18 protein-coding genes are annotated in these 21440 nt (G+C 55.4%); 17 read left to right on the top strand and 1 reads right to left on the bottom strand.

Going from position 1 to position 21440, the window contains the following annotated elements; translation table 11 throughout:
* Positions 1 to 171: 171 nt before the first annotated feature.
* Genes ACYCZ5_RS12630 through ACYCZ5_RS12620 form a run of 3 tightly spaced genes read left to right on the top strand, consistent with a single transcriptional unit; the run spans position 172 to position 4605 of the window.
* Complete coding sequence (locus tag ACYCZ5_RS12630; protein ID WP_461545160.1) at positions 172 to 888, top strand: hypothetical protein; 717 nt, start codon at positions 172 to 174, stop codon at positions 886 to 888.
* The gene (locus tag ACYCZ5_RS12625) at positions 885 to 2777 is read left to right on the top strand and encodes an ATP-dependent nuclease (protein WP_461545159.1); all 1893 of its coding nucleotides are present in this window, start codon (positions 885 to 887) and stop codon (positions 2775 to 2777) included. The genes ACYCZ5_RS12630 and ACYCZ5_RS12625 overlap by 4 nt, the downstream gene beginning before the upstream one ends.
* Positions 2778 to 2787: 10 nt before the next feature.
* A complete protein-coding gene (locus tag ACYCZ5_RS12620; RefSeq protein WP_461545158.1) occupies positions 2788 to 4605 on the top strand; it encodes a UvrD-helicase domain-containing protein in 1818 nt (605 codons plus the stop codon).
* Between the two features lie 4 nt (positions 4606 to 4609).
* On the opposite strand, the gene ACYCZ5_RS12615 is transcribed toward ACYCZ5_RS12620, so the two are convergent.
* On the bottom strand, positions 4610 to 5791 hold the full coding sequence (locus tag ACYCZ5_RS12615) for a tyrosine-type recombinase/integrase (protein ID WP_461545157.1): 1182 nt from the start codon (positions 5789 to 5791) through the stop codon (positions 4610 to 4612).
* A gap of 65 nt (positions 5792 to 5856) precedes the next feature.
* On the opposite strand from ACYCZ5_RS12615, the gene ACYCZ5_RS12610 reads away from it, so the two are divergent.
* From ACYCZ5_RS12610 to ACYCZ5_RS12545, 14 genes are all read left to right on the top strand, one after another.
* Positions 5857 to 6132, top strand: coding sequence for a hypothetical protein (locus ACYCZ5_RS12610; RefSeq protein WP_461545156.1), 276 nt, complete (start codon positions 5857 to 5859; stop codon positions 6130 to 6132).
* A 214-nt stretch (positions 6133 to 6346) separates the two neighbouring features.
* Positions 6347 to 6565, top strand: a complete 219-nt coding sequence (locus ACYCZ5_RS12605; RefSeq protein ID WP_461545155.1) for a helix-turn-helix domain-containing protein — start codon at positions 6347 to 6349, stop codon at positions 6563 to 6565.
* Positions 6566 to 6574: 9 nt separating this feature from the next.
* On the top strand, positions 6575 to 6853 hold the full coding sequence (locus ACYCZ5_RS12600; protein ID WP_461545154.1) for a hypothetical protein: 279 nt from the start codon (positions 6575 to 6577) through the stop codon (positions 6851 to 6853).
* Between the two features lie 76 nt (positions 6854 to 6929).
* Entirely contained in the window at positions 6930 to 7097 is a 168-nt protein-coding gene (locus ACYCZ5_RS12595) for a DUF779 domain-containing protein (protein WP_461545170.1), read from the top strand.
* Between the two features lie 594 nt (positions 7098 to 7691).
* Positions 7692 to 8318 carry a TetR/AcrR family transcriptional regulator gene (locus tag ACYCZ5_RS12590; protein WP_461545153.1) on the top strand — a complete coding sequence of 209 codons (627 nt, stop codon included), beginning with the start codon at positions 7692 to 7694 and terminating at the stop codon, positions 8316 to 8318.
* A gap of 83 nt (positions 8319 to 8401) precedes the next feature.
* Positions 8402 to 9298, top strand: a complete 897-nt coding sequence (locus ACYCZ5_RS12585; protein ID WP_461545152.1) for a DUF6781 family protein — start codon at positions 8402 to 8404, stop codon at positions 9296 to 9298.
* Positions 9298 to 11049, top strand: coding sequence for an ABC1 kinase family protein (locus tag ACYCZ5_RS12580; RefSeq protein ID WP_461545151.1), 1752 nt, complete (start codon positions 9298 to 9300; stop codon positions 11047 to 11049). Before ACYCZ5_RS12585 ends, ACYCZ5_RS12580 begins: the two co-directional genes overlap by 1 nt.
* Entirely contained in the window at positions 11001 to 12062 is a 1062-nt protein-coding gene (locus ACYCZ5_RS12575; RefSeq protein WP_461545150.1) for a patatin-like phospholipase family protein, read from the top strand. Before ACYCZ5_RS12580 ends, ACYCZ5_RS12575 begins: the two co-directional genes overlap by 49 nt.
* Positions 12063 to 12100: 38 nt before the next feature.
* Complete coding sequence (locus ACYCZ5_RS12570) at positions 12101 to 12400, top strand: ABC transporter permease (protein ID WP_461545149.1); 300 nt, start codon at positions 12101 to 12103, stop codon at positions 12398 to 12400.
* Positions 12401 to 12761: 361 nt separating this feature from the next.
* A complete protein-coding gene (locus ACYCZ5_RS12565) occupies positions 12762 to 13835 on the top strand; it encodes an HlyD family secretion protein (protein WP_461545148.1) in 1074 nt (357 codons plus the stop codon).
* A gap of 23 nt (positions 13836 to 13858) precedes the next feature.
* A complete protein-coding gene (rbbA, locus tag ACYCZ5_RS12560) occupies positions 13859 to 16582 on the top strand; it encodes a ribosome-associated ATPase/putative transporter RbbA (protein ID WP_461545147.1) in 2724 nt (907 codons plus the stop codon).
* Positions 16579 to 17709 carry an ABC transporter permease gene (locus ACYCZ5_RS12555; RefSeq protein WP_461545146.1) on the top strand — a complete coding sequence of 377 codons (1131 nt, stop codon included), beginning with the start codon at positions 16579 to 16581 and terminating at the stop codon, positions 17707 to 17709. The genes rbbA and ACYCZ5_RS12555 overlap by 4 nt, the downstream gene beginning before the upstream one ends.
* Before the next feature lie 135 nt (positions 17710 to 17844).
* A complete protein-coding gene (locus ACYCZ5_RS12550; protein ID WP_461545145.1) occupies positions 17845 to 19053 on the top strand; it encodes an MFS transporter in 1209 nt (402 codons plus the stop codon).
* Between the two features lie 1357 nt (positions 19054 to 20410).
* Positions 20411 to 21052: a DUF502 domain-containing protein gene (locus ACYCZ5_RS12545; RefSeq protein WP_461545144.1), complete on the top strand. Its 642-nt coding sequence runs from the start codon at positions 20411 to 20413 to the stop codon at positions 21050 to 21052.
* Positions 21053 to 21440 lie beyond the last annotated feature (388 nt).

The following is a 21440-nucleotide window of genomic DNA, read 5'->3' as shown; positions in this document are numbered from 1 at the left end:
TACCAGCGAATGGGACTTCACGGAAAGGACTTCATCCGCAAATTTCAAACTGATGGATTCCATTCACATTTGTTTGAAATTGCATGTTTCGCCTATCTCGAGAGTGGTGGCTTTGTTCCGAATAGAACTTACTCATCCCCCGATTTTTTGGCGTCGCGAGATGGATTTAGCTTGGCCATCGAGGTAACCACCTCCAATCCATCTGACGATCAGTCTGCAGACATATCGTTACGGATGTTGGCAGATTTATCGGAAGAGGAGATTGCGGCGAAGGTAAACGTAGAGTTTCCTAATCGAATGATTTCGATACTCAAGAAGAAAGTGAATCGTCAATATGACAAACTTCCTCAATGCGCAGGAAAACCGCTTGTACTAATGGTTGCACCTTTCTTTGAGGCGGGTTCTATCTTTTACACAGATGATGCTTTGGTCGATTGTCTATATGGAATACAAGAAACAACGACAGGATTTTTCTCTCTCCAGAGTTCAAAATCAGTCAGCGCAGTGTTGTATTGCAATGCCTTCACTGTCCCTCGCTTCTTTCGCTTAGCCACACCTCTTGAACGCAGTGAAGAGATAACAGCAATACGAGAAGGAATGTACTACGCCGTCCAATCTAAGACAGAGCCATCAGTGAAGGAATTTCGGTACCGTGTAGGTTCCCAGTCAGCGCCACGGGAGTCTTGGTCGGAAGGTGTAACTCTTTTCCTAAATCCAAACGCATTGATTCCGATTTCCAAAGAAGTCCTACCGAGCACAAGTTCATTTTACATCCAGGACGGATACCTTGTCCGAGAGGTCTATGGATTTCATCCTGTGACTTCAAACATGTATGTGTATGCAAATGATGCAACCATGAAGATGAACATAGAAAGGGGAATCCCATGAAGGTATGTCGTATAGCGATAACAAATTTCCGAGGGATTCACTCCGCGTCATTGCTACTTCCGAAGCACGCGGTTCTAATTGGCGACAATAATACGGGTAAAACTACGATTCTTGAGGCACTAGATCTGGTGTTGGGGCCCGATCGCCTGAATCGCATGCCGCCCATCGATGAGCATGACTTTTACCAAGGCCGGTACATCGCTGACGCTCCCAGCACAAACGGGGTTGAAGGTGAGCATCTTTCGAAGGACCAAGAAGTTGTAGCGCTAGCCGCTGTTTCTACTGACGCTGATGAAGTAGGTAAGGGGGTCGCTGAACACAGTGCGACTGAAGTACCTCGGATCGAGATCGAAGTAATCATAGCCGACTTGTCCGAGGAGCAGAAGGCAAAGTTTGGAGATTACATAGAGTTCTGGGATACGAAGACTAGCAAACTCTACGATCAGCCGCCCCCGGCCGGCGTTGATGCCACATCTATCACAGAAGCATTGCGCGTCACTTTCCTCGGATCGTACGACCCAGAAGAGGACGATTTCGAAGGGAAAACATTTTTCACGCGCAGTCTATCGGAAGGCGAGGCGCCCATCGCTTTCTCTAAGAAAGACAAGCAGATTTGTGGCTTTCTCTATTTGCGCACCTTGCGAACAGGTTCACGTGCATTGAGCCTGGAACGCGGTAGTCTGCTCGATATCATTCTGCGTCTCAAAGAAGTCAGGCCGCAGATGTGGGAAGACACAATAAATACACTGGCCAACTATTCAGTTGCGAGTGCCCCTGAGTTAGGTATTTCGGGAGTACTAGAGAGCATCAACAAAGCCCTTAAGAAATACGTACCGAAGGAATGGGGTATCGAGCCGCATCTAAAAGTGTCGACGCTAACACGGGAACACTTACGGAAAGTAATCACCGCATTTATTGCCACGGGTGAGGGGAAGCACGCTGCTCCGTTCTACCGGCAAGGCACAGGAACTATAAACATGCTGGTCTTGGCGATGTTGTCCCAGATCGCGGAAGACAAGCAGAATGTCATATTCGCGATGGAGGAACCGGAGACGGCCATTCCGCCCTATGCCCAGAAGCGAATCGTTCACGAAATTCGAAAATTAGCCTCGCAGACCATTTTCACATCTCACTCGCCCTATGTTCTTGAAGAATTCGCACCTGACGAGACCGTCGTTCTAACTCGGGACATGCAAGGAAACCTTGGACAGTTTGAAATTACGTTGCCAGAAAGCGTGAAGCCAAAGCGCTATCGCCAGGAATTTCGTACCCGCTTCTGTGAAGGTTTGCTGGCACGTCGCATTCTTATCGCCGAAGGAGCGACGGAAGCTGACTCGCTTCCTGTTGTGTGTCGGCGTCTGGCGGAATTGAATCCCAGCGCGTATGCACCATTGGAGGCTCTGGGTATTTGTACAATCGACGCCGGCGGAGAGAAGAACATTCCTGATTTGGCCAAACTCTATCGAGACCTTGGCAAACGGACTTTTGCCATTTGTGATAAGCAAGCCGAAGACCACAAAGCGCTCATTGAGGCTCAAGTAGAAACGCTATTTATGCACGATAAAATTGGCTTCGAGGACCTCATTCTGACGAACACCACCGAAGAGGCACTAAAGCGATTCGCGCAACTCATCGATTGGCCCCCACACCTCAAAGCTAAGTACCCAACCCCGGAGGGCCAAGCGAAAGTGGCTTTGAGCGAGTATTTCGGGTGGGCAAAAGCAAGTTGGGGAGTTGCTGATTTTCTTTCACAGTGTAGCGAGGCGGAGATCCCTGAGTGGCTTCGAGTAGTTTGCATTTCATTGAAGGAATCTTGCGCGCCTGAGCCAGCCGATCCAGTCACTTTTGACGGGGCCGTGGCGCCCGTAGCTACAGAAGTGGAATTGTAATCAAGCGCGGATGAAACTCACTAAGAAGCAGTTAGAGATCATGGATGCGGCTGGGCACCTCCTTGTCACAGGCGGGCCCGGTTCTGGCAAGACAACTGTCGCCATTCTAAAAGCCGCGCAATTCGCTGAATGCGACCTACTTCCGGGTCAAAAGATACTATTTCTTAGCTTCGCTCGTGCGACCGTTTCAAGGGTTGTTGAAGCTATCGAGTACGAACAGCATATCCCGCGTGAGCAGAAAAGACGGATCGACGTAGAAACGTACCACTCTTTCTTCTGGCGAATTTTGAAAACACACGGGTATCTAATCGGCTTGCCAAGACGGCTCTTTATTCACACGCCGCCAAGCGAGGCGATCTCGCTTTCGACTATACGCAGTGGGTACGCCGCCAACTCAAAGCTGACAGATGCCGAGAAAGCTCAGAAGAAGGCAACAGAGGAAGCTGAGCGTGTAAGACTTGCGCGCATTGAGGGCCGCGTCTGCTTCGATCTCTTTGCGTCCTATGTAGGAGATATTCTTCATGGGAGCGAGCGCGTTCGAAGGCTGATTGCCTCAATGTATCCAATCATCATCTTTGATGAATTTCAGGATACGAATGCCGAACAGTGGCGCGTAGTACAAGCGCTGGGAGAGCATTGCACCTTGGTAGCTCTCGCCGACCCTGAACAGCGCATCTATGACTGGATCGGAGCAGATCCAGAACGCCTAAACCATTTCAGGACAGCGTTCGCGCCAACAGATGTGGACCTGAGTACGGATAATCATCGTAGTGGTGGAACCGAAATAGCTGCCTTTGGCAACGATCTGTTAACTGGGAAGTTTCGGCAAAACGCCTACAACGGGATCCATTTCAATACGTACGAAGCAAACGCTGGACAGGCTTTAACTTCATTGGTTACTGCCACGTATACGGTGCGGAAGAGGCTGGTTGATACTGGTCGTAAGGATTGGTCCGTAGCGATACTCGTGCCAACAAAGAAAATGACTCGGCTTGTATCAGATACCCTTCGGACCCCACCAGCTGGGATGGTGGAAATTCCGCACGTCGCTGCCATCGAATTGGAGGCTGCAATTCTCGGGGCCGAAGTAATCTCTTTCTTAATGCAGCCGGATATTGACGGGCGCCATTTCGAGCAGTTTATTGCCCTACTGCGCAATTACTTCCACGGCAAAGGAGGTGATTCCCCAACAAAAAGCGATTTAGGTGAGGCCGCAAATATTAAGAAAGCCTACGATGAATGGTGCGCTCGTCAGGTTGCGGGAAAAGAGATGAGAGGGAATAGTATCTTGGTTGCCATGCTGGCCGTCTATAACCAGGCTCGAGCTCTCACCCTCACAGGAGATCCTGACAGCGATTGGCGGAATATGCGACGTATACTCGAAAGCGGAACGTGCCCGAGGCTGAAAGGAATTGCGGATGAAGTTAAGAATATTCGCCTTTTGGAGCGTGGAACGCAGCTACGACAGGAGCTTTCGCAGGACTGGCGTGACCACGGTTCCTATACAAATGCGCTGGCAATTGTCCAGCATTCATTTGTGAAGGAACATTTCTCCACAAAAGCTAAGCCCGAAACTGGCGTTGTGGTGATGAACATGCATAAGGCAAAAGGAAAACAATTCGACGAGGTAATAATCTTCGAAGGGTGGCCACGCATTGTCAAAGGGGAAATCGTGGCGAATTCTGACCGTATCGTGCGTGGTAACGATCGAGCTATGATTAATGATCAAGCTCGGCAGAATTTCCGTGTCAGTGTGACGCGCGCCAAACTTGCTACAACAATCTTAACCCCCAAGGTCGACCCCTGTGTATTGTTGTTACCAGAATAGGTTCCTACCACCGAAGCCGATGTTTCTCTTCCGTCTCTTTGTGCCGTAGATCATCCTCCGAGTGAAGGTATTTGCTTGTTGTGGCAATCGACTCATGGCCCAGATTGTCTCGTACATGTTTGAGGTCCATATCCTCGCTTGTCATATTTGAAGCGGCGGTGTGTCGCATCCAATGCGCCGATGCCATTTCTATTTCGGCAGCCCTAGATTGATATTCTGGGCCGCGTTCACGTAGACGGCCTGCAGTCTGATCGAACACTTCTTTGACAATCTGGTGCACCGCACTTCGGGTCAAAGCTCGCTGCTGCGTGCCAATCGGCAGGAGGAGGGGAGTGGTTTCTCCAGGAAGGGGGAGGGGCGCATGACCCTTTTCGCGCCGATAGCGAGAAAGTTCGAGCATCAATTCATTGGTTGCTGGCACGATGCGCGTCTTGTCACCCTTTCCCGTAATCTCCAGCCACCACCGTTCCTCACCCTTGTCGCGGCGACAGAAGAATCCTGCCATCGTATTTTTGGTAACTTCTGAAATTCGGACGCCACAGATATAGAACAAGGAAAACAACCACCTCACCCTGAAGTAGTGTTCGCGTTCGCGACCGGTCTCTTTCGGCATTTGCTCGATGGTCGATTTGACCTCCTGCCAGAGGGTTTCATCCAAGAAGCGCGTCACCCTCGGCTTGGCTTTGCGTTGCCGCTGCCGAGATAAAGACAGCGGATTGCCCACCAAATATCCGGCGGTCACAAGCCATGCGAACATCGCATTCAAAATAACCACGGCTTGGCGCTGGCTGGTACTGGAAAGAGGACCAACGAAAGGGCGCCATTCAGGATGATTGCGCGCCCATTTACGCCCGGCAGTCATAACCCATCGTTCCGCTGGATGCGGATCCACCAGGAATCGCTGGTATACCAACAGGTCTTCATGCGTTAGTGACGATAAGGGCTTAGTCAGCTCGATTACAGACCACAACAACAGCCGCTCGGCTTCCTTACGATAGCTGTCCAAGGTCGTTTTGGTGTCAATGTACCGTGCCAGCCAGGCCTTGATTGCGTCGATGTCATTCTGCGCCGCGATCTGAGGGCGGTTGCCAACAGCCCGGTTGAGGCCGTTCTGGCCATTTAGCTCAGCCGGCAACTCCATGGTCTCAAGTGGCGTGATTCCAGAAATTCGTACAAGGTTGTTCATCTTTTTCCGATTTTCGAACTTCTGCGCAACGCCAGCACCGCAAAGCGCTAAGAACATCACTTGGGATGGCAAGTCGCGAAGTGATCCCGCCATTGACGCTTTCCGCCAAAGGGGACGAGTTGATATTTGATGGCCAGGCTTACAGCCTCTTTTTTGCACATGGCGATTTGCAAATAGAACGCACATTTGCAAGTTGCCTGCGCAAGAAAGGATTTAGCGCGCCCACAAGGCAAGAAATACATAGGCGGGTGAAAGATCTGGTGGCAGCGTCTCCGTTGTCCTTCAATATTCTTGGACAACCAGCAGTCGGCGTAATCAACAACCCCGGGATTGACGACTGACTATGTACGAAGAGCATCTTGACAAAGGTCGATTTCGCGTGGTGACTACGCCGCCCGATGCAGGCACAAAAACTTATATTGAGAGCGACGATTACGAACATGCTGTCCGTCTTCAGGTAACTGGGAAATTCGACTCGCTGGCCGACAAAGAGTTGTACGCGATGGCCCTAGCTGAACTTTTGAATAACGCACGGCGATAAATCTGAAAACCGCGATGAGCCAAGACAAAGTTTCCTATCCCCAGCCTCTACCGGAAGAGGTGGTCGCCTTGCGCGAGCGCCACGGCCTGACACAGACAGAAGCGGCAGAGCGCTGGATGACGACTATCAACACGGTCAAAAAGTGGGAATCACCACTTGAATCTGGCAACAACCGGCGCGTGCACCCGCTGATGTGGTGGGCAATGAGGCGAATTCTTGGGGATAAAGGTTGAGGTGTACTGATGGCTGACCTGGTACTGCCGCTCAAGCGTGAATACTTCGAACAGATCAAGGCCGGAGAGAAGCCGGAAGAGTTTCGGCTGTGTACGCCGTATTGGGCAAAGCGGCTTGAAGGTCGCGAGTATGACAGAGTGGTGTTGACCCTTGGGTATCCAGCGAAAGACGATTCTGAGCGCCGTCTGGTGCGTCCGTGGCGCGGGTTTGTGAAGCGGCAGATCGCACATCCGCACTTCGGCGCGGAGCTGGTCGATGTGTATGCAATAGATGTGAGGTTGTCATGATTGAAAATACAGGTCTCGCTGATCTGGATATGGATGCAGTGGTGGACGGTGTGCTGACCAGATTTTGCAAGGATGAATCCGACCTAGACGCCACCAACTCATCATCGATGTAATCGAAGGACGTGGCAGCACGTTCTCGCTTGAAGGACCTGAAGGGAAAGTTTTTCACACACGCTCGCGCGTCTTCACCGATGCAGAGTGGGCAGAGATTTTGAACGAGAGTGCTAGGTTGCGCGATGTTTAGCAGTCCATAGCAATGAGTTGGAAGGAATCGATCTTAACCAGCGGCGTGCATTCGTTTCGGGCTATGTAGAATTTCTCAATTAACTCAAGGGTATCTTCCGTGCACTCCTAGGGCCTAGAGTCGTCGTGTCTGGCGCGCCCGAAGAGATTAGAACTTCCGCATTCAAAAGCAGACATAAACCGAAGTGGCTGAAGCGGCCTTTAAAGTTTGTGTTCAGAACTTCCGCTATGTGGGCACTACAGTTTTTCGGAAATAGCAGGAAGGCTTCAGCATGTTGTGCTGATAAATTTTCGCAGTGTTGTGCCCGGACGCCTTGGCGTAATACATGACGATGTCAGCGTTTTTGATTAGCGTTATTTGATCTTCACCGTGATCCGGATAAATCTCGATGCCAAATTGTTAGACCATTTGCCATGCAGCTTACTCGTTGCGACGGGCAATAGCTAAAGAACTTGAAGGACAAGTATGTTGCTTGGGGCATTGATATTCAGTCCCATCAGGATCCCCTGTACTTTCGAGCGAAAAATTGACTTGTTAAAAGTCAGCGCCCATAATTTACTAAACGTTCGTTTAGTTATGGGGTGATATTTGGCCATGGATAATCCGATGATCCAATCTATTCCAAAAAGAAGGACGAGGGAAGACATTCTCGGACTATCGGCATCGCTCTTCGCCCAGCACGGCTACGACGGGGTTTCCATGCGCGATGTTGCCGTTGCAGTGCGACTCACCCCCGCTGCACTCTACTACCACTTTTCCGACAAGGAGCAGCTCTATCTGGATGTAGTCAGATATGCATTCGAAGAAAAGGCGGGATCTTTGAAATCTCTTCTGACCGGTGAAGAAAACCCCTGGGTTAGGCTCGAAGCCTTCATCGCTTGGTTCACGCGCATGCTCGCCAAGGAGAAAGACTTTAGGCGCCTGATGCAATGGGTGCTATTAGACAGCGATGAGATTCGTCAAAAAAAACTAGCGGACTGTGTCTTCCTGGACCTATTCAACGCACTGCGAAGTATTGCAGGCGAACTTTCCCCAAATCATGACACCCATATGCTGGTCGTTTCGATAATCGGTTTGGCTGCCTATCCGTTTGAAACACAGTCAATGCTACGTTTCTTGCCGGATTACCAGCGGCAGCATGAAGATCCTGAGGCAATTGCGCGTCATGTCATCAGCTTGCTGCGCACGGGGCTGAATGTATCCGGTGGGGGGGCATATTGAGCTAGCCCTAAACAAACTCATCGCAGCAGTCGTAACGGCACACACCGTATTCTTCAATCCTTCATAAAATAGGAGTACAGATCATGTCCAAAGCAAAACCCACAGCTGCCCGGAATGTGAAGTCGGAATCCGTAGCGGAGCAAAATCCACCCTTCAGCGCGGAGGAACGCTATCGAATGATCGCCGAAGCTGCCTATTTTCGTGCAGAGAAGCGCGGCTTCGTGGGCGGGGACATCGCGGAGGACTGGATACAGGCCGAGGCGGAAATAGACCGCAATTTGCAAGCAATCGAAAAAGGACAAGGGTTGACACCGACAGCAAAGGAAATCGAACAGCAAGTTCAGGCAGTTTTCGAAAGCGACACGGAGTTGGTCTCCGAGCGCGTGCGGGCGATCACGCTCCAGGCGCTCTCGGGAGGTAAGCTGGACAAGGAAACGCTCAAACAGGTGATGGCGGCTGTAGTGAAGGGCGCGCAGCAGGGCGACTCCCGCCGTTCCGGGCGCGGTGCTCAGGCGCTGAAGGAGGCAATTTTAAGCCTGGATGACGCACTGGCGGTTGCTGCGGAAGCGACCCAATTGGCAATCAAGGAGGCTGCCAGTCGTACCGACGAATTTTCCAGGGGAGAGCTGAAAAAAACTGTGGCAGACCTCGCCGAACTGGAGTTGCTGTTCATCGAAACCATTTCCGACGCGGCCGACAACACCGCTGGACTTACCCAGTCCATCTTGCGCGATCTGACTGACCATGCGGTCGCCAGCGGCACGGCGGTAGGCAGCAGGGTCAAGCTGGCATTGCCCGAACTGACCCATGCCATAGCCGACACCGCACGTGAGCACACGGAAATCGGGACACAGTTCATGCGCAATGAAGGTACCTTGCTCGCCAGCCTCGCAGCCGGAATGCTCAAAGGTATTGCAGAACGTCTGCAACCGGCATCTTCGGACAAGTCCATACCTCACTCATCGGCAAAGGATCGTTGATGTTGTGGCAAGCGATCAGCGCCGTCCGTGACGTGGGCCGCCTGCATGACATCGCCTCAATCCTGATCCGTTACGGCTTCGGCGATTTGGTGCGACGGATGGGGCTGGCCAATGCCTTGGAGCGGGCCGGGCGGGCGCTGCACTGGAACAACGCGGAAGAGTTCGCCCATCTGCCGCCGCCCGCGCGGGTGCGGCGCGCGCTTGAGGAACTGGGCCCGACCTTCGTCAAACTCGGCCAAGTGCTCGCCACCCGCGTCGACTTGTTCGAACCCGAATGGATCGCCGAATTCAGCAAGCTGCAGGACAGCGCGCCCGCTGCACCTTGGGCCGACATCTGCCTGCAACTTACCGAAGACCTGGGTGCGCCGCCCGAGGAAATATTTGCCGCCTTCGATCCCGAGCCCCTGGCAGCCGCCTCCATTGCACAGGTGCACCGCGCCCGACTGGATGATGGCAGCGAGGTGGTGGTCAAGGTGCGACGTCCCGGCATCCGTCCGATCATCGAAGCCGACCTGCGCTGGCTCTCAAGGCTGGCGGAACTCGCCGAGGCGGAAAGCCCGGAACTGCGTAGTTTCCACCCGCAGGAAGTGGTGCGCCAGTTCACCCAGTCGCTACGACGTGAGCTCGACTTTGCCGGCGAATGCCGCAATGCCGAGCGCATTGCGGAGAATTTTACCGGTTATGCCGATCCGGACTCGCCTGCAGTGCTGCATGACGGGGAACAAGGCGCACCCGTGCAATCGCCCGCCATCATCGTCATTCCGCGCGTCTACTGGGAATGGAGTGGCGAGCGGGTGTGTGTGCAGGAGTTCATCGAGGGCATTCCCGGACGCAAACTTGCCGCTGTCGATCAGGCCGGTCTTAACCGCAAGATACTCGCCCGGCGCGGCGCGCGCGCGGTGTTGAAGATGATCGTTGAGGACGGCTTCTTTCACGCCGACCCGCATCCCGGCAACGTGTTCTATCTGCCCGGAAACCGCATCGCCTTCATCGACTTCGGCATGGTGGGGCGGCTCACCGAGGAACGCCGAAATCAATTGATTCTCCTGCTACTGGGGTTGGTGAAGCACGAGCCGCAGCGCGTTGCCGATGTGATGCTCGACTGGACAGGCGACGCCGCAGTGGATGAGGACGGGCTGATGCTGGAAATCCAAGCCTTCGTCGATCAATACCACGGTGTGGCGCTGAAGCAGCTCAAATTGGGTGCAATGCTTTCCGACCTGGTGGCCATTCTGCGCCAGCACCGCTTGGCGCTGCCCACTGACCTGTTGCTGCTGGTCAAGGCTTTCGTCACGCTCGAAGGCATGGGGCGCGAACTCGACCCGGACTTCGATATGGCCGGTGAAGCCATGCCGCTGCTGGAACAGGTGCTGCGCGCCCGCTATACGCCGGTCGCACTTATCCGGCGCGGCTGGCGGACGGCGGGCGAAGTGCTCGCGCTGATGGCCGGTCTGCCTCGCGACCTCTCCCAGCTGCTGCGCGCCGCACGGCGCGGGCGGCTGGAGATCCATATCGATGTTACGCATCTCAAGCATGTCGGCAACCAGCTAGACAGCGCCGCCAACCGGCTGGTGGTCGGCATTGTTATCGCTGCACTCATCATCGGATCTTCCATCGTCATGACCGTGCCCGGCGGCCCAACCTTGCTGGGCCTGCCTTTCTTCGGCCTGCTCGGTTATCTCGGCGCGGCGGTCGGTGGCGTATGGCTGCTGCTATCGATCTGGAGGAGCAACAGGGCGAATCGGGAGTGACCGCGATGACTAGACAGCCCCTCTCCTCCGTTAACCGCCCGAAGATCGGCCTGGCGCTGGGCAGCGGCTCTGCGCGCGGACTTGCACATCTGGGCGTGATCCGGGCTATCAAGGAAGCCGGTATCGAGGTGGATCTTATCGCAGGCACCAGCATTGGGGCGCTAGTCGGGGCGATTCATGCCGCAGGAAAACTCGATGACCTGGAGACTACTTTTCAGACATTCGACTGGAAAAAGACCGCTTCCTTTTTCGATGTCGTACTGCCCAAGTCCGGTCTGCTCGACGGTGCCAAGGTCAGTGAACTGGTGCGAACTCATATTCACGCCGACACCATCGAAATGCTCGCCAAGCCCTTTGCGGCCGTCGCAACGGACATTGTCAGCGGAGAGGAGGTCGTCATCCGCTACGGCGACGTGATCGAGGCGGTGCGCGCCAGCATCTCGGTGCCAGGCATCTTCACCCCGGTGCGCAGCAACGGGCACATTCTGGTGGATGGCGGCCTCGTCAACCCGGTGCCGGTGAGCGTGGCCCGCGCCATGGGGGCCGACATTGTGATCGCGGTCGACCTCAACCACGAGATCATTTCCGGCAAGAATATGAAACCGCTGCGGGACACCAAAGCAGCGCATAGCGCAAGCGACAATGCTGCGGGCAGGTTCTCGCGCTGGGGCGGCGACTTTCGCCTGTCGATGAAAGGCATCAAGCAGAAACTGCTTGCCGGAAACAATCCAGTCTCTGCGCAGTTTTCGCGCTGGGCCTCGACAGAAGAGCCGCTACCCAACATTTTCGAAGTGTTGCTGGCCTCGATCAACATTATGGAAGTCCGCATCACCCAATCCCGTCTGGGTCTTGATCAGCCTGATATCATTATCCAGCCGCCCCTTGGGCACATCCGTTTTCTGGAATTCAGTCGCGCCGAGGAAATCATTGCCATCGGCTATGAGCACACACAGCGGCAACTGGCCACACTTTCACTCCATACAATTAGTAAAAGGAACACAGCCACGAGATAAAAGAATTCCACGCCGTACTGCTGGTGCCGATTTTTGTAATGATGAATCCATTTGATCCCGCACTAGAGAGGGAGCCGCAGCCAGAAGCGGACTTTCAATCCTTGATGAAAATCGAAACCAATTCAGCAGGTGCTTGGACCCCGCCGGAAGCCATGCCCGCCGGAATGCACGAGGCGATGTTTCTCTCGCCGCTCTATTACTTCATCGAGATGGGCTACGGCATTCTGTTGAAAGGAGCAGGACTAGATGTGCTGTGGGATTCGCTACTGGGCTTGGCGCTGCTGGGAATGGTGATCTTCGGCTTCGGCGTCTGGCGCTTCAAGCGGCAGTTCGGATAGATAGAATTTGGCCGATTAAGCTGACAAATAATTTGCGGTGACTACCTTAGGAACAAACATGATGAACGGTTCCATCGGGGAAAGAGAAGTACCTGACTATGGACAACTGCGCGGCGTAGCCTCCAGTCGCGCTTGGACAGATTAGGGTACGATAACTTACGGCAGGACAGTGCGCCTTATTTTGAAGTGCTGGATGTCCAGCGCGACCTGCTCGCTGCCGAACAACAATTGCTACAGTGCGCCGCGAAACGCTGTCGAGCTGCGTGAGCCTGTATGCCACAATAGGCGACGGCGGATAGGAATTCGTTAAGCCACAAGCCCCGGCAACCCGTCCTTTCAATTGAAAACGCAAGGAATCCACATGCATGCTTCTATCAAGAAAAATCTGTTTCTGGCCGCCGTGGCAATCGTTATTGTCCTGGTCGCATGGGGTGGCTGGAGCAAGATGCGGCCCACGGGGCCGGGCGATGGCTTCGTCAGTGGCAATGGCCGCATCGAGGCCACAGAGATCGACGTCGCCACAAAATACGGTGGCCGCGTGGTGGAAATCTTTGCCCGCGAAGGCGATTTCGTAAAAGCAGGTCAGGTGCTGGCGCAGATGCAGATCGATGTACTCAAAGCCCAGCACGACGAAGCGCGTGCCCAGCAGCAGCAGGCGATCAACGCCGTGGCCAGCGCTGAATCGCAGGTCAAGGTACGCGAAAGCGATCTGGCCGCTGCACAGGCCGTGGTGGTGCAACGTGAGAGTGAACTGGATAATGCCAAACGACGCTTCGCGCGTTCGCAGACTCTGTCTGCCAAAGGCATGGTGACCATCCAGCAACTCGACAACGAGCGGGCCGCAGTCAATGGCGCTGAAGCGACGCTGACGGCGGCGAAGGCGCAGGCGATGGCAGGCCTATCTGCTATTGCCGCAGCCAAATCCCAAGTCACCGGCGCGCGCTCGACCGTGGCGGCGCTGGGCGCGACCATCGCGCGCATCGAAGCCGACATCGCCGACAGCCAACTCAAGGCGCCACTCGATGGACGCGTACAGTACCGAGTCGCCCAGCCCGGCGAGGTGCTTGGAGGTGGCGGCAAGGTGCTCAACATGGTGGATTTGAGCGATGTTTATATGACCTTCTTCCTGCCGGAAACGGTGGCTGGCAAGGTCGCGCTGGGCAGCGAGGTGCGCATCCTGCTCGATGCGGCGCCCGGCTACGTCATTCCAGCTCAAATTTCTTTCGTTGCCAGCGTTGCGCAATTCACGCCAAAAACGGTGGAAACCGCCAGCGAGCGCCAGAAGCTGATGTTTCGAGTCAAAGCCCGCATCGCCCCGGAGCTACTCAAGCGGCATGTAAAGCAGATTAAAACCGGCTTGCCCGGGGTGGCTTGGCTCAAGTTGAACCCACAGGCCGAATGGCCTCAATCGCTCACGGTGAAAGTAGCTGAGTGATAATCCGTCCAATTCATGGCGACGTGCCAGTCGCACGCCTTACCAGCGTCAGCCTGCGCTACGGCAAGACGTTGGCGCTGAATGCCATCGATCTGGAGATTCCTGCCGGCTGTATGGTGGGCCTGATCGGCCCGGACGGTGTCGGTAAATCCAGCCTGATGGCGCTGATTTCCGGGGCGCGTGCGGTGCAACAAGGCGAGGTCGAGGTGCTGGGTGGTGATATGCGTGCGGCACGCCACCGCAACCGGGTTTGCCCCGCCATTGCCTACATGCCGCAGGGCTTGGGCAAGAATCTTTACCCGGCCCTGTCGGTCGAAGACAACCTGCAATTCTTCGGCCGCCTGTTCGGCCACAATGCGGGTGAACGCAGACGGCGCATCGATGAACTGACGAAAGCGACGGGCCTCCACGCTTTCCTCGATCGTCCGGCAGGAAAACTGTCCGGCGGGATGAAGCAGAAACTGGGACTGTGCTGCGCACTGATCCACGACCCGGATATGCTGATTCTCGATGAGCCCACCACCGGTGTCGATCCGCTGGCGCGCACTCAGTTCTGGTCGCTGATTGCCCATATCCGTGAGGCACGCCCGGGCATGAGCGTGATGGTGGCGACCGCCTACATGGAGGAGGCCGAACGCTTCGACTGGCTGGTGGCGATGGACGCGGGCCGGATTTTCGCCACAGGGTCGCCCAAGGAACTGCGCGAACGCACCGGCACTGCAACGCTGGAGGCGGCCTTCATCGCGCTGCTGCCGGAAGAAAAAAAACGCGGCCATCGGGCAGTCGTGGTGCCGCCGTTTGCCGATGGCGAGGATGTTGCCATCGAGGCGCGCGACCTGACCATGCGCTTCGGCGACTTCACGGCGGTCGACCGCGTCAACTTCCGCATCCACCGCGGCGAGATTTTCGGCTTCCTCGGCTCCAACGGTAGCGGCAAGACCACCACCATGAAAATGCTCACCGGTCTCTTGCCGCCGTCCGAGGGCGAAGCCTGGTTGTTCGGGCAGAAAGCGGACGCGCGCGACATCGCCACGCGTCGGCGCGTCGGCTATATGTCGCAGGCATTTTCGCTGTACTCCGAACTCAGCGTCGAGCAGAACCTGGTGCTGCATGCGCGCCTGTTCAGCGTGCCGGAATCGGCGATCCCGTCGCGGGTAAGCGAACTTTTGGCTCGTTTTGGGCTGGACGGCGTGCCGGATGCCATGCCCGACAAATTGCCGCTCGGCATGCGCCAGCGCCTGTCGCTGGCGGTAGCGCTGGTGCATGCGCCGGAGCTGCTGATCCTGGACGAACCGACCTCGGGTGTTGATCCAGTAGCACGCGATGCCTTCTGGCAGTTCCTTGTCGATCTGTCGCGCACCGACAAGGTGACGATCTTCATCTCGACCCACTTCATGAATGAGGCCGAGCGCTGCGACCGCATTTCGCTGATGAATGACGGTCAGGTGCTGGCCAGCGATGCGCCAGGGGAGATTGTCAAAAAGCGCGGTGCCAAGACGCTGGAAGAAGCTTTTATCTCTTATTTGAAGGACGCGGCCCCGGTCGAAGCAGAGGCGATACCCGACACCGTGACCGCCGCGCCTCAAGGCATATCGGCGCACCCGCGGATGCGGCGCCGCGGCTTCGATTTTGCGCGCGCTTTCAGCTATACCCTGCGCGAGGCGCTGGAACTGCGGCGTGACCCGGTGCGTTTGGTGATGGCGCTGTTCGGCAGCCTGATCCTGATGCTCATCATGGGCTACGGCATCACCATGGATGTGAACGATCTTAGCTACGCCGTGCTGGACCGCGACCAGACTAGCCTCAGCCAGAACTATGCCTTGAACCTCTCCGGCTCGCGCTATTTCGTCGAGCGGCCGCCGATTGCCGACTATGCCGACCTCGACCGGCGCATGCGCAGTGGCGAACTGTCGCTGGCCATTGAAATCCCGTCGGGTTTCGCGCGCGATGTACAGCGCGGCACCCCGGTGCAGATCGGTGCCTGGATCGACGGCGCGATGCCGCAGCGGGCAGAAACCGTGCAGGGTTATGTGCAGGGCATGCACCAGGGCTGGTTGATCGATATCGCCAAAACCCGCTTCGGTCAGGACATTACCGCCGGTGCGGCCAGCATCGAGACACGCTTTCGCTACAACCCTGATGTGAAGAGCATGCCGGCGATGGTGCCGGCCGTCATTCCCCTGTTGCTGCTGATGATCCCGGCCATGCTTACCGCGCTATCCGTAGTGCGTGAAAAGGAGCTGGGCTCGATCATCAATCTCTATGTCACACCCGTGACGCGTAGCGAATTCCTGATTGGCAAGCAACTACCCTATATCGTGCTGGCCATGCTCAATTTTCTGCTGCTGACCCTGTTGGCCGTGACCCTGTTCGACGTGCCGGTCAAGGGCAGCTTCCTGACCCTGACGCTGGCGACGCTGATCTATGTCGGTTTCTCCACCGGCTTCGGTCTGTTCGCCTCCACCTTTACGCGCAGCCAGATCGCGGCGATGTTCTTTGCCATGATTGGCTCCATGCTGCCGGCCATCCAGTTCTCCGGCATGATCAACCCGGTCTCGACGCTCGAAGGTGTCGGCCGGGTGATCGGTGAAATTTACCCTGCCACGCACTACATCACCATCAGTCGCGGCGTGTTCAACAAGGCGCTGGGGATGGCCGATCTGCAAGCGGCATTCGTGCCGATGGCGTTGGCGGCTCTGTTCATACTCGGCCTGTCGATCGTCCTGTTGAAAAAGCAGGAGAAATGATGATGAGCCGAGCGTCCAACATCTACCGTCTGGGCATCAAGGAGCTGTGGAGCCTGCTGCGCGACCCGATCATGCTGGTGCTGATCGCCTACAGCTTCACCTTTCAGGTCTACATCGCCGCAACTGCAATGCCGGAAGGGTTGAGCAATGTGCCGATCGCGATCGTCGACGAGGACGACTCGCCGCTATCGGCACGCATCACCTCTGCTCTTCGCACGCCGGAATTCATGCCGCCAACGCGAGTAACGCTGCCCGAGGTCGATACCGGCCTGGATGCGGGGCTCTATACCTTTTCGCTCAATATTCCGCCGAACTTCCAGCGCGACGTGCTGGCGGGGCGCACGCCCGCTATCCAGCTCAATGTGGATGCCACGCGCATGAGCCAGGCCTTTACCGGCAGCGGCTACATCCAGCAGATCGTGATGGGCGAAATCAACGAATTCGTCCAGCGCTATCGCGGCAGTGCCGCGCCACCGGTCGACCTAGCCTTGCGGATGCGCTTTAACCCGGCCTTGACGCGGGCCTGGTTCGGCTCGCTGATGGAGATCATCAACAACGTCACCATGCTGTCCATCGTGCTGGCCGGCGCCGCGCTGATCCGCGAGCGCGAGCACGGCACCATCGAACACCTGCTGGTGATGCCTGTCACCCCCGCCGAGATCATGCTGGGCAAGATCTGGGCTATGGGGCTGGTCGTTTTGCTGGCTACCGCATTTTCGCTAAACTTTATCGTGCAGTGGGCGCTCAAGGTGCCGATTGAGGGTTCGGTGACGCTGTTCCTGATCGTCGCCACATTGCACCTTTTCGTCACCACGTCTATGGGTATTTTCATGGCGACGCTGGCGCGCAACATGCCCCAATTCGGGCTGTTGATAATGCTGGTATTGCTACCGATGCAGATGCTCTCGGGCGGCGCCACGCCGCGCGAGAGCATGCCAGTCCTCGCGCAGAACATCATGCAAGTTGCGCCCACCACGCACTTTGTTGCAGCCGCCCAGGCCATCCTCTATCGCGGCGCCGGTTTCGATGTGGTTTGGCCACAAGTGCTTGCGCTGACCGTTATCGGCGCGGTGTTTTTCGTCGCCGCTCTGGCACATTTTCGAAAGAGCATCAGCCAAATGGCTTGATGCGCTGACCAATTAGTTACCGCGTTGAATTACTGAGGGTGCAGTCCCGAAACGATGGAATTATGAATACAATATGTTTATTTATAACATCCTATCGAACAGAGCGCGAGCCGCTAGCGTGGCCATGAAGACCCTATGTCATCTGATGACCCTATAGATAAGAAATTTGGCGTAAATCCTGACGTACTCAAGCTGGGTCTTGTGAGCTTATTGACGGATCTTAGTTCTGAGATGATTTTTTCCGTCTTCGCGATTTTTTTTACTACGATCGCAGGGGCATCGGCGGCATTGCTTGGCATGATAGAAGGATTTGCCGACTTGTCGGCGTCCTCGTTGAATTACTTTGCTGGCTGGTTGTCGGATCGAACTGGAAAGCGCAAAATTTTTGCTTTTTCTGGATATGCTTTCTCAACGCTGGCCAAGATTATTTTGCTAATCTCCAGCTCAGTTATGGGCCTGAGCATCTTTCGCGTCATCGAGCGGCTGGGCAAGGGCTTCCGCGGACCGCCGCGTGATGCGTGGCTTTCCACAGTGGCTGACAAAGACACAAGGGGATATTCATTCGGAGTGCACAAGGCTCTCGACAAGTCTGGTGCAGTTCTTGGTCCATTGGTGGCGTACGGACTGCTATTGTGGCTTGGGGAGGGGGTCTCGACTTACCGAATTTTGTTCTGGGTTGCACTCGTTCCCGCCTTGCTCAGCATCGTCGTCTTGAGTCTTATCAAGGATCAGCCGGGAGTTCAGCACCAACGCGAAAACATGTTTGAATCTTGGAAGACCCTCAGCCCGGAATTTAAGCGCTACCTTGTTCCAGCAGGCCTGTTTTCACTGGCCTATTTCAGTTTCGGATTTTTGCTGTTGCGTGCGCACAGCGTCGGTTTTGCAGTCAAGGACATCGTGTTGCTTTATGCGTTATTCAATATCGCATTTGTCGTTGCTGCACCTCTAATAGGCAAGCTAGGCGATCACGTTGGAAGGGCACGTATGATCATGTTGAGCTACCTGATTTATTTTCTGATGTGCATCGGTTTCGTTTTTGCGACCATGCAATGGCAAATCATCGTCTTGTTCATCGTCTACGGCGTGTTCTTTTCAATCGACGAAGCCCAAAGCAAAGCGTTTATCGCAGATATCGAGTTGGAGCGGCGTGCGTCTGCGATCGGCCTCTACAATTTTGTGACCGGCCTCATTTACCTACCTGCATCGCTGATCGCTGGGGCGTTGTGGTTGTTGCATCCGGCGAGTGCTTTTTTTGTGGCTGCTTGCCTTAGCCTCATTGCGTTGATGGTTTTTGTGTTCTTGCGCCCAGGCCAAAAGCATTGTTCTGATGCATCCCCCCGATGACCATAATTTATCAGTTCAGAAAAGCTAGCCTCGATGGCCAGCTTTTTGCAAAGGATCTCGCTATGAATCGTACAGTGACCGACAATCAGCAAGAGCTCTCAATGTCTGCTTCATGCGGCCAACCGCATCAAATCGGGATGCCGGCCGGATCCGCGTTTCTCAATTTCCGAGGTTCCGTCCAACTACGGACGGACTCCCCCTTCTGCGCCTTACGTTGCGAGCACTGTCCACTCAGGAGTTGCCGAGACAATGACAGACGAGCAAATTGCCCAACTGGTGATCGAGTCGGAGTCGGTGTCCGCTACGGCGGCTGTCGAAGTGCGCTGCGCGGGGGCATGGACCGTGCAGGGAATCGCCCGGCTCGAAAGGCGCTTGGAAGTTCTTTCCTGGCCCGGCGAGGGAGACCTGGCGATCGACGGCTCGGCGATATCCGCGCTCGATACCGCGGGTGCGTGGTTGCTGCGTCGGACTATGCATTCCTCACTTCGGAAAAATTGTAGCCTATGCCGCGCAGCAGGCTCATGAAGAAGTGGCCGTCGTTATAGCTTCGGCATGAAACGCAACCGATCATTGGCAGCGCCTTCATAGCGCGGCGCGTAAACTGCACCCCCCACCGAGAATTCCCAGACCGGCGTTGACGGCTTTGCTTCCGTCGTTGCCAATGGTGGAATCGTACTGAGGGGTAGGTCGGGGATCGGCTCCATACCTACATTGGCAGCACGGGCAGAAAGAGGGATAACGAGGCTAAGAGGCAGGATAATTTTTCTCACATTGGCTTTCTTGTAGTTGATGGCTGCCGGGATTTATTGACTGCAGCGATGTTACCAAAGTATCGCATTAAGGAAGGTTCGAGCAGGGCATCGCGGCCGGGATCGGTGACGTTCGGTCTCACCGTGGCGCGCTTCCACCGCCCAGCCTATACCGGAGTTCGAGTACGATCAGCGTATCGCCTGGTGACGGGAAAGTATTCTTCCCCATGGGGGGGGGCGTTCGGGCGGGTGCGGGGAGAATTTTCAGTGCGCGGTGGAAGGATTTTTGCCTTTACGCGTGCGGGTGAGGTGAGATTCGGATTTTCTTAATGACAAAATCGGCATTGACCGCAGTGCGGCGGTCATGGACACTTGGACACGTTTGGTTGAATTTCCTATCCTTAACCATTGGGCGACAGGGTTGTAAACGGCTATGAACCACGGGACTGAAGCCTGCATGGCCACTTTCTTTACCGAACAAACCCCCATAGCCATAAGGCTGAATCTGTGGTCCGGATTCAGCCCTTGCGGGCCGTTTCAGGCACTGGCATGCCTACTGTTAGGCGGACGACATTGAAATACAGGCTCAACCCTATTAGGAAGTAAAATTGACCAAACTCATTTACCAGTATTTTTTTCGGGGTTTGATTACCGCCTTGCCACTCGGGCTAACGGTCTATCTGCTCTATATGTTCCTGCGCTGGAGCGAGTCGGTGTCTATGCAGGCGATACGGCCATTCATCGGCAAGTTTTATGTGCCGGGCATGGGCTTGCTGCTGGGGGTCACGCTCATACTTTTACTCGGTTTTGTAGTGTCGCAACGCGGTGCGGGAAAGCTGCTGTCACTGGTGGAGCTACCCTTCACCAACCTTCCTGTGGTCAAAAGCATTTATTCTTCACTCAAAAATTTCGCCGATTATTTTTCACCCCAGCGCAGCAAATCCGCCCAGCAAATGGTGGTGATCCTCAAAATGCCGGGGCAGGATGTCGAAATAGTGGGACTGATCACGCGCCAGCATGTAGACGACCTGCCTGCGGGCTTTCTGCAAGGTGACCGCGTGGCAGTTTATCTGCCGATGGGTTACATGATCGGCGGCTACACGGTATTTGTGCCGCGTGACTGGACGCAACCGATCGACATGTCGGTGGAAGATGCGATGCGCGCGTCCATGTTTGCCTGGATGAGCGCGGCAGGAAGCGACGATTCGCCCAGCCCCACGAAGTCACGATCCGATAGCGCCACCAGCTGATGTAAAGTTCAACTTCATGCCAATCGGGCGCTATGCCCAACGCCTGCGTTGCTAGATGGTCTGGGTGCGCCGGGCGGCGCGCCCAGATTTCCCGCATCCGCTACGGCCACTGGCGCTGCTGCACCGCGTGTGCGCCGACAGTGAAACCGGCACTAGGCTAGCGCTCGACCGGCGCGCGGGAATGGCTAATAGGGGACCACGGTTTACCACGAATTAAAAGTTCACCGTCCATCACCCTCCATGCGGAAATAGCGCCGCTTCCGTTGAGCACTGCATCCGGCCGGGCGAATATGGTATTTGGATTATTGTTAACGGTGTGCTTTGGTTATAGTATGTTTCCAGTTGATTCCGCCGCGCGCTGTGTCGTATGAGCGCAGGTTGTCCGGAC

It is taken from the genome of Sideroxydans sp. (genome assembly GCF_054604835.1).
The sequence above is the reverse complement of the archived record's forward strand: the minus strand, read 5'-3'. Positions and strand labels throughout refer to the sequence as shown.

Bases quoted from the DNA above. Each gene is read 5' to 3' on its own strand.
- ACYCZ5_RS12580 (WP_461545151.1), top strand. From the start codon at position 9,298: ATGTTGTGGCAAGCGATCAGCGCCGTCCGTGACGTGGGCCGCCTGCAT.
- ACYCZ5_RS12585 (WP_461545152.1), top strand. From the start codon at position 8,402: ATGTCCAAAGCAAAACCCACAGCTGCCCGGAATGTGAAGTCGGAATCC.
- ACYCZ5_RS12575 (WP_461545150.1), top strand. From the start codon at position 11,001: ATGGCTGCTGCTATCGATCTGGAGGAGCAACAGGGCGAATCGGGAGTG.
- ACYCZ5_RS12615 (WP_461545157.1), bottom strand. From the start codon at position 5,791: ATGAACAACCTTGTACGAATTTCTGGAATCACGCCACTTGAGACCATG.
- ACYCZ5_RS12625 (WP_461545159.1), top strand. From the start codon at position 885: ATGAAGGTATGTCGTATAGCGATAACAAATTTCCGAGGGATTCACTCC.
- ACYCZ5_RS12620 (WP_461545158.1), top strand. From the start codon at position 2,788: ATGAAACTCACTAAGAAGCAGTTAGAGATCATGGATGCGGCTGGGCAC.
- ACYCZ5_RS12600 (WP_461545154.1), top strand. From the start codon at position 6,575: ATGGCTGACCTGGTACTGCCGCTCAAGCGTGAATACTTCGAACAGATC.
- ACYCZ5_RS12610 (WP_461545156.1), top strand. From the start codon at position 5,857: ATGGCAAGTCGCGAAGTGATCCCGCCATTGACGCTTTCCGCCAAAGGG.
- ACYCZ5_RS12555 (WP_461545146.1), top strand. From the start codon at position 16,579: ATGATGATGAGCCGAGCGTCCAACATCTACCGTCTGGGCATCAAGGAG.
- ACYCZ5_RS12605 (WP_461545155.1), top strand. From the start codon at position 6,347: ATGAGCCAAGACAAAGTTTCCTATCCCCAGCCTCTACCGGAAGAGGTG.
- ACYCZ5_RS12550 (WP_461545145.1), top strand. From the start codon at position 17,845: ATGTCATCTGATGACCCTATAGATAAGAAATTTGGCGTAAATCCTGAC.
- ACYCZ5_RS12570 (WP_461545149.1), top strand. From the start codon at position 12,101: ATGATGAATCCATTTGATCCCGCACTAGAGAGGGAGCCGCAGCCAGAA.
- ACYCZ5_RS12565 (WP_461545148.1), top strand. From the start codon at position 12,762: ATGCATGCTTCTATCAAGAAAAATCTGTTTCTGGCCGCCGTGGCAATC.
- ACYCZ5_RS12590 (WP_461545153.1), top strand. From the start codon at position 7,692: ATGGATAATCCGATGATCCAATCTATTCCAAAAAGAAGGACGAGGGAA.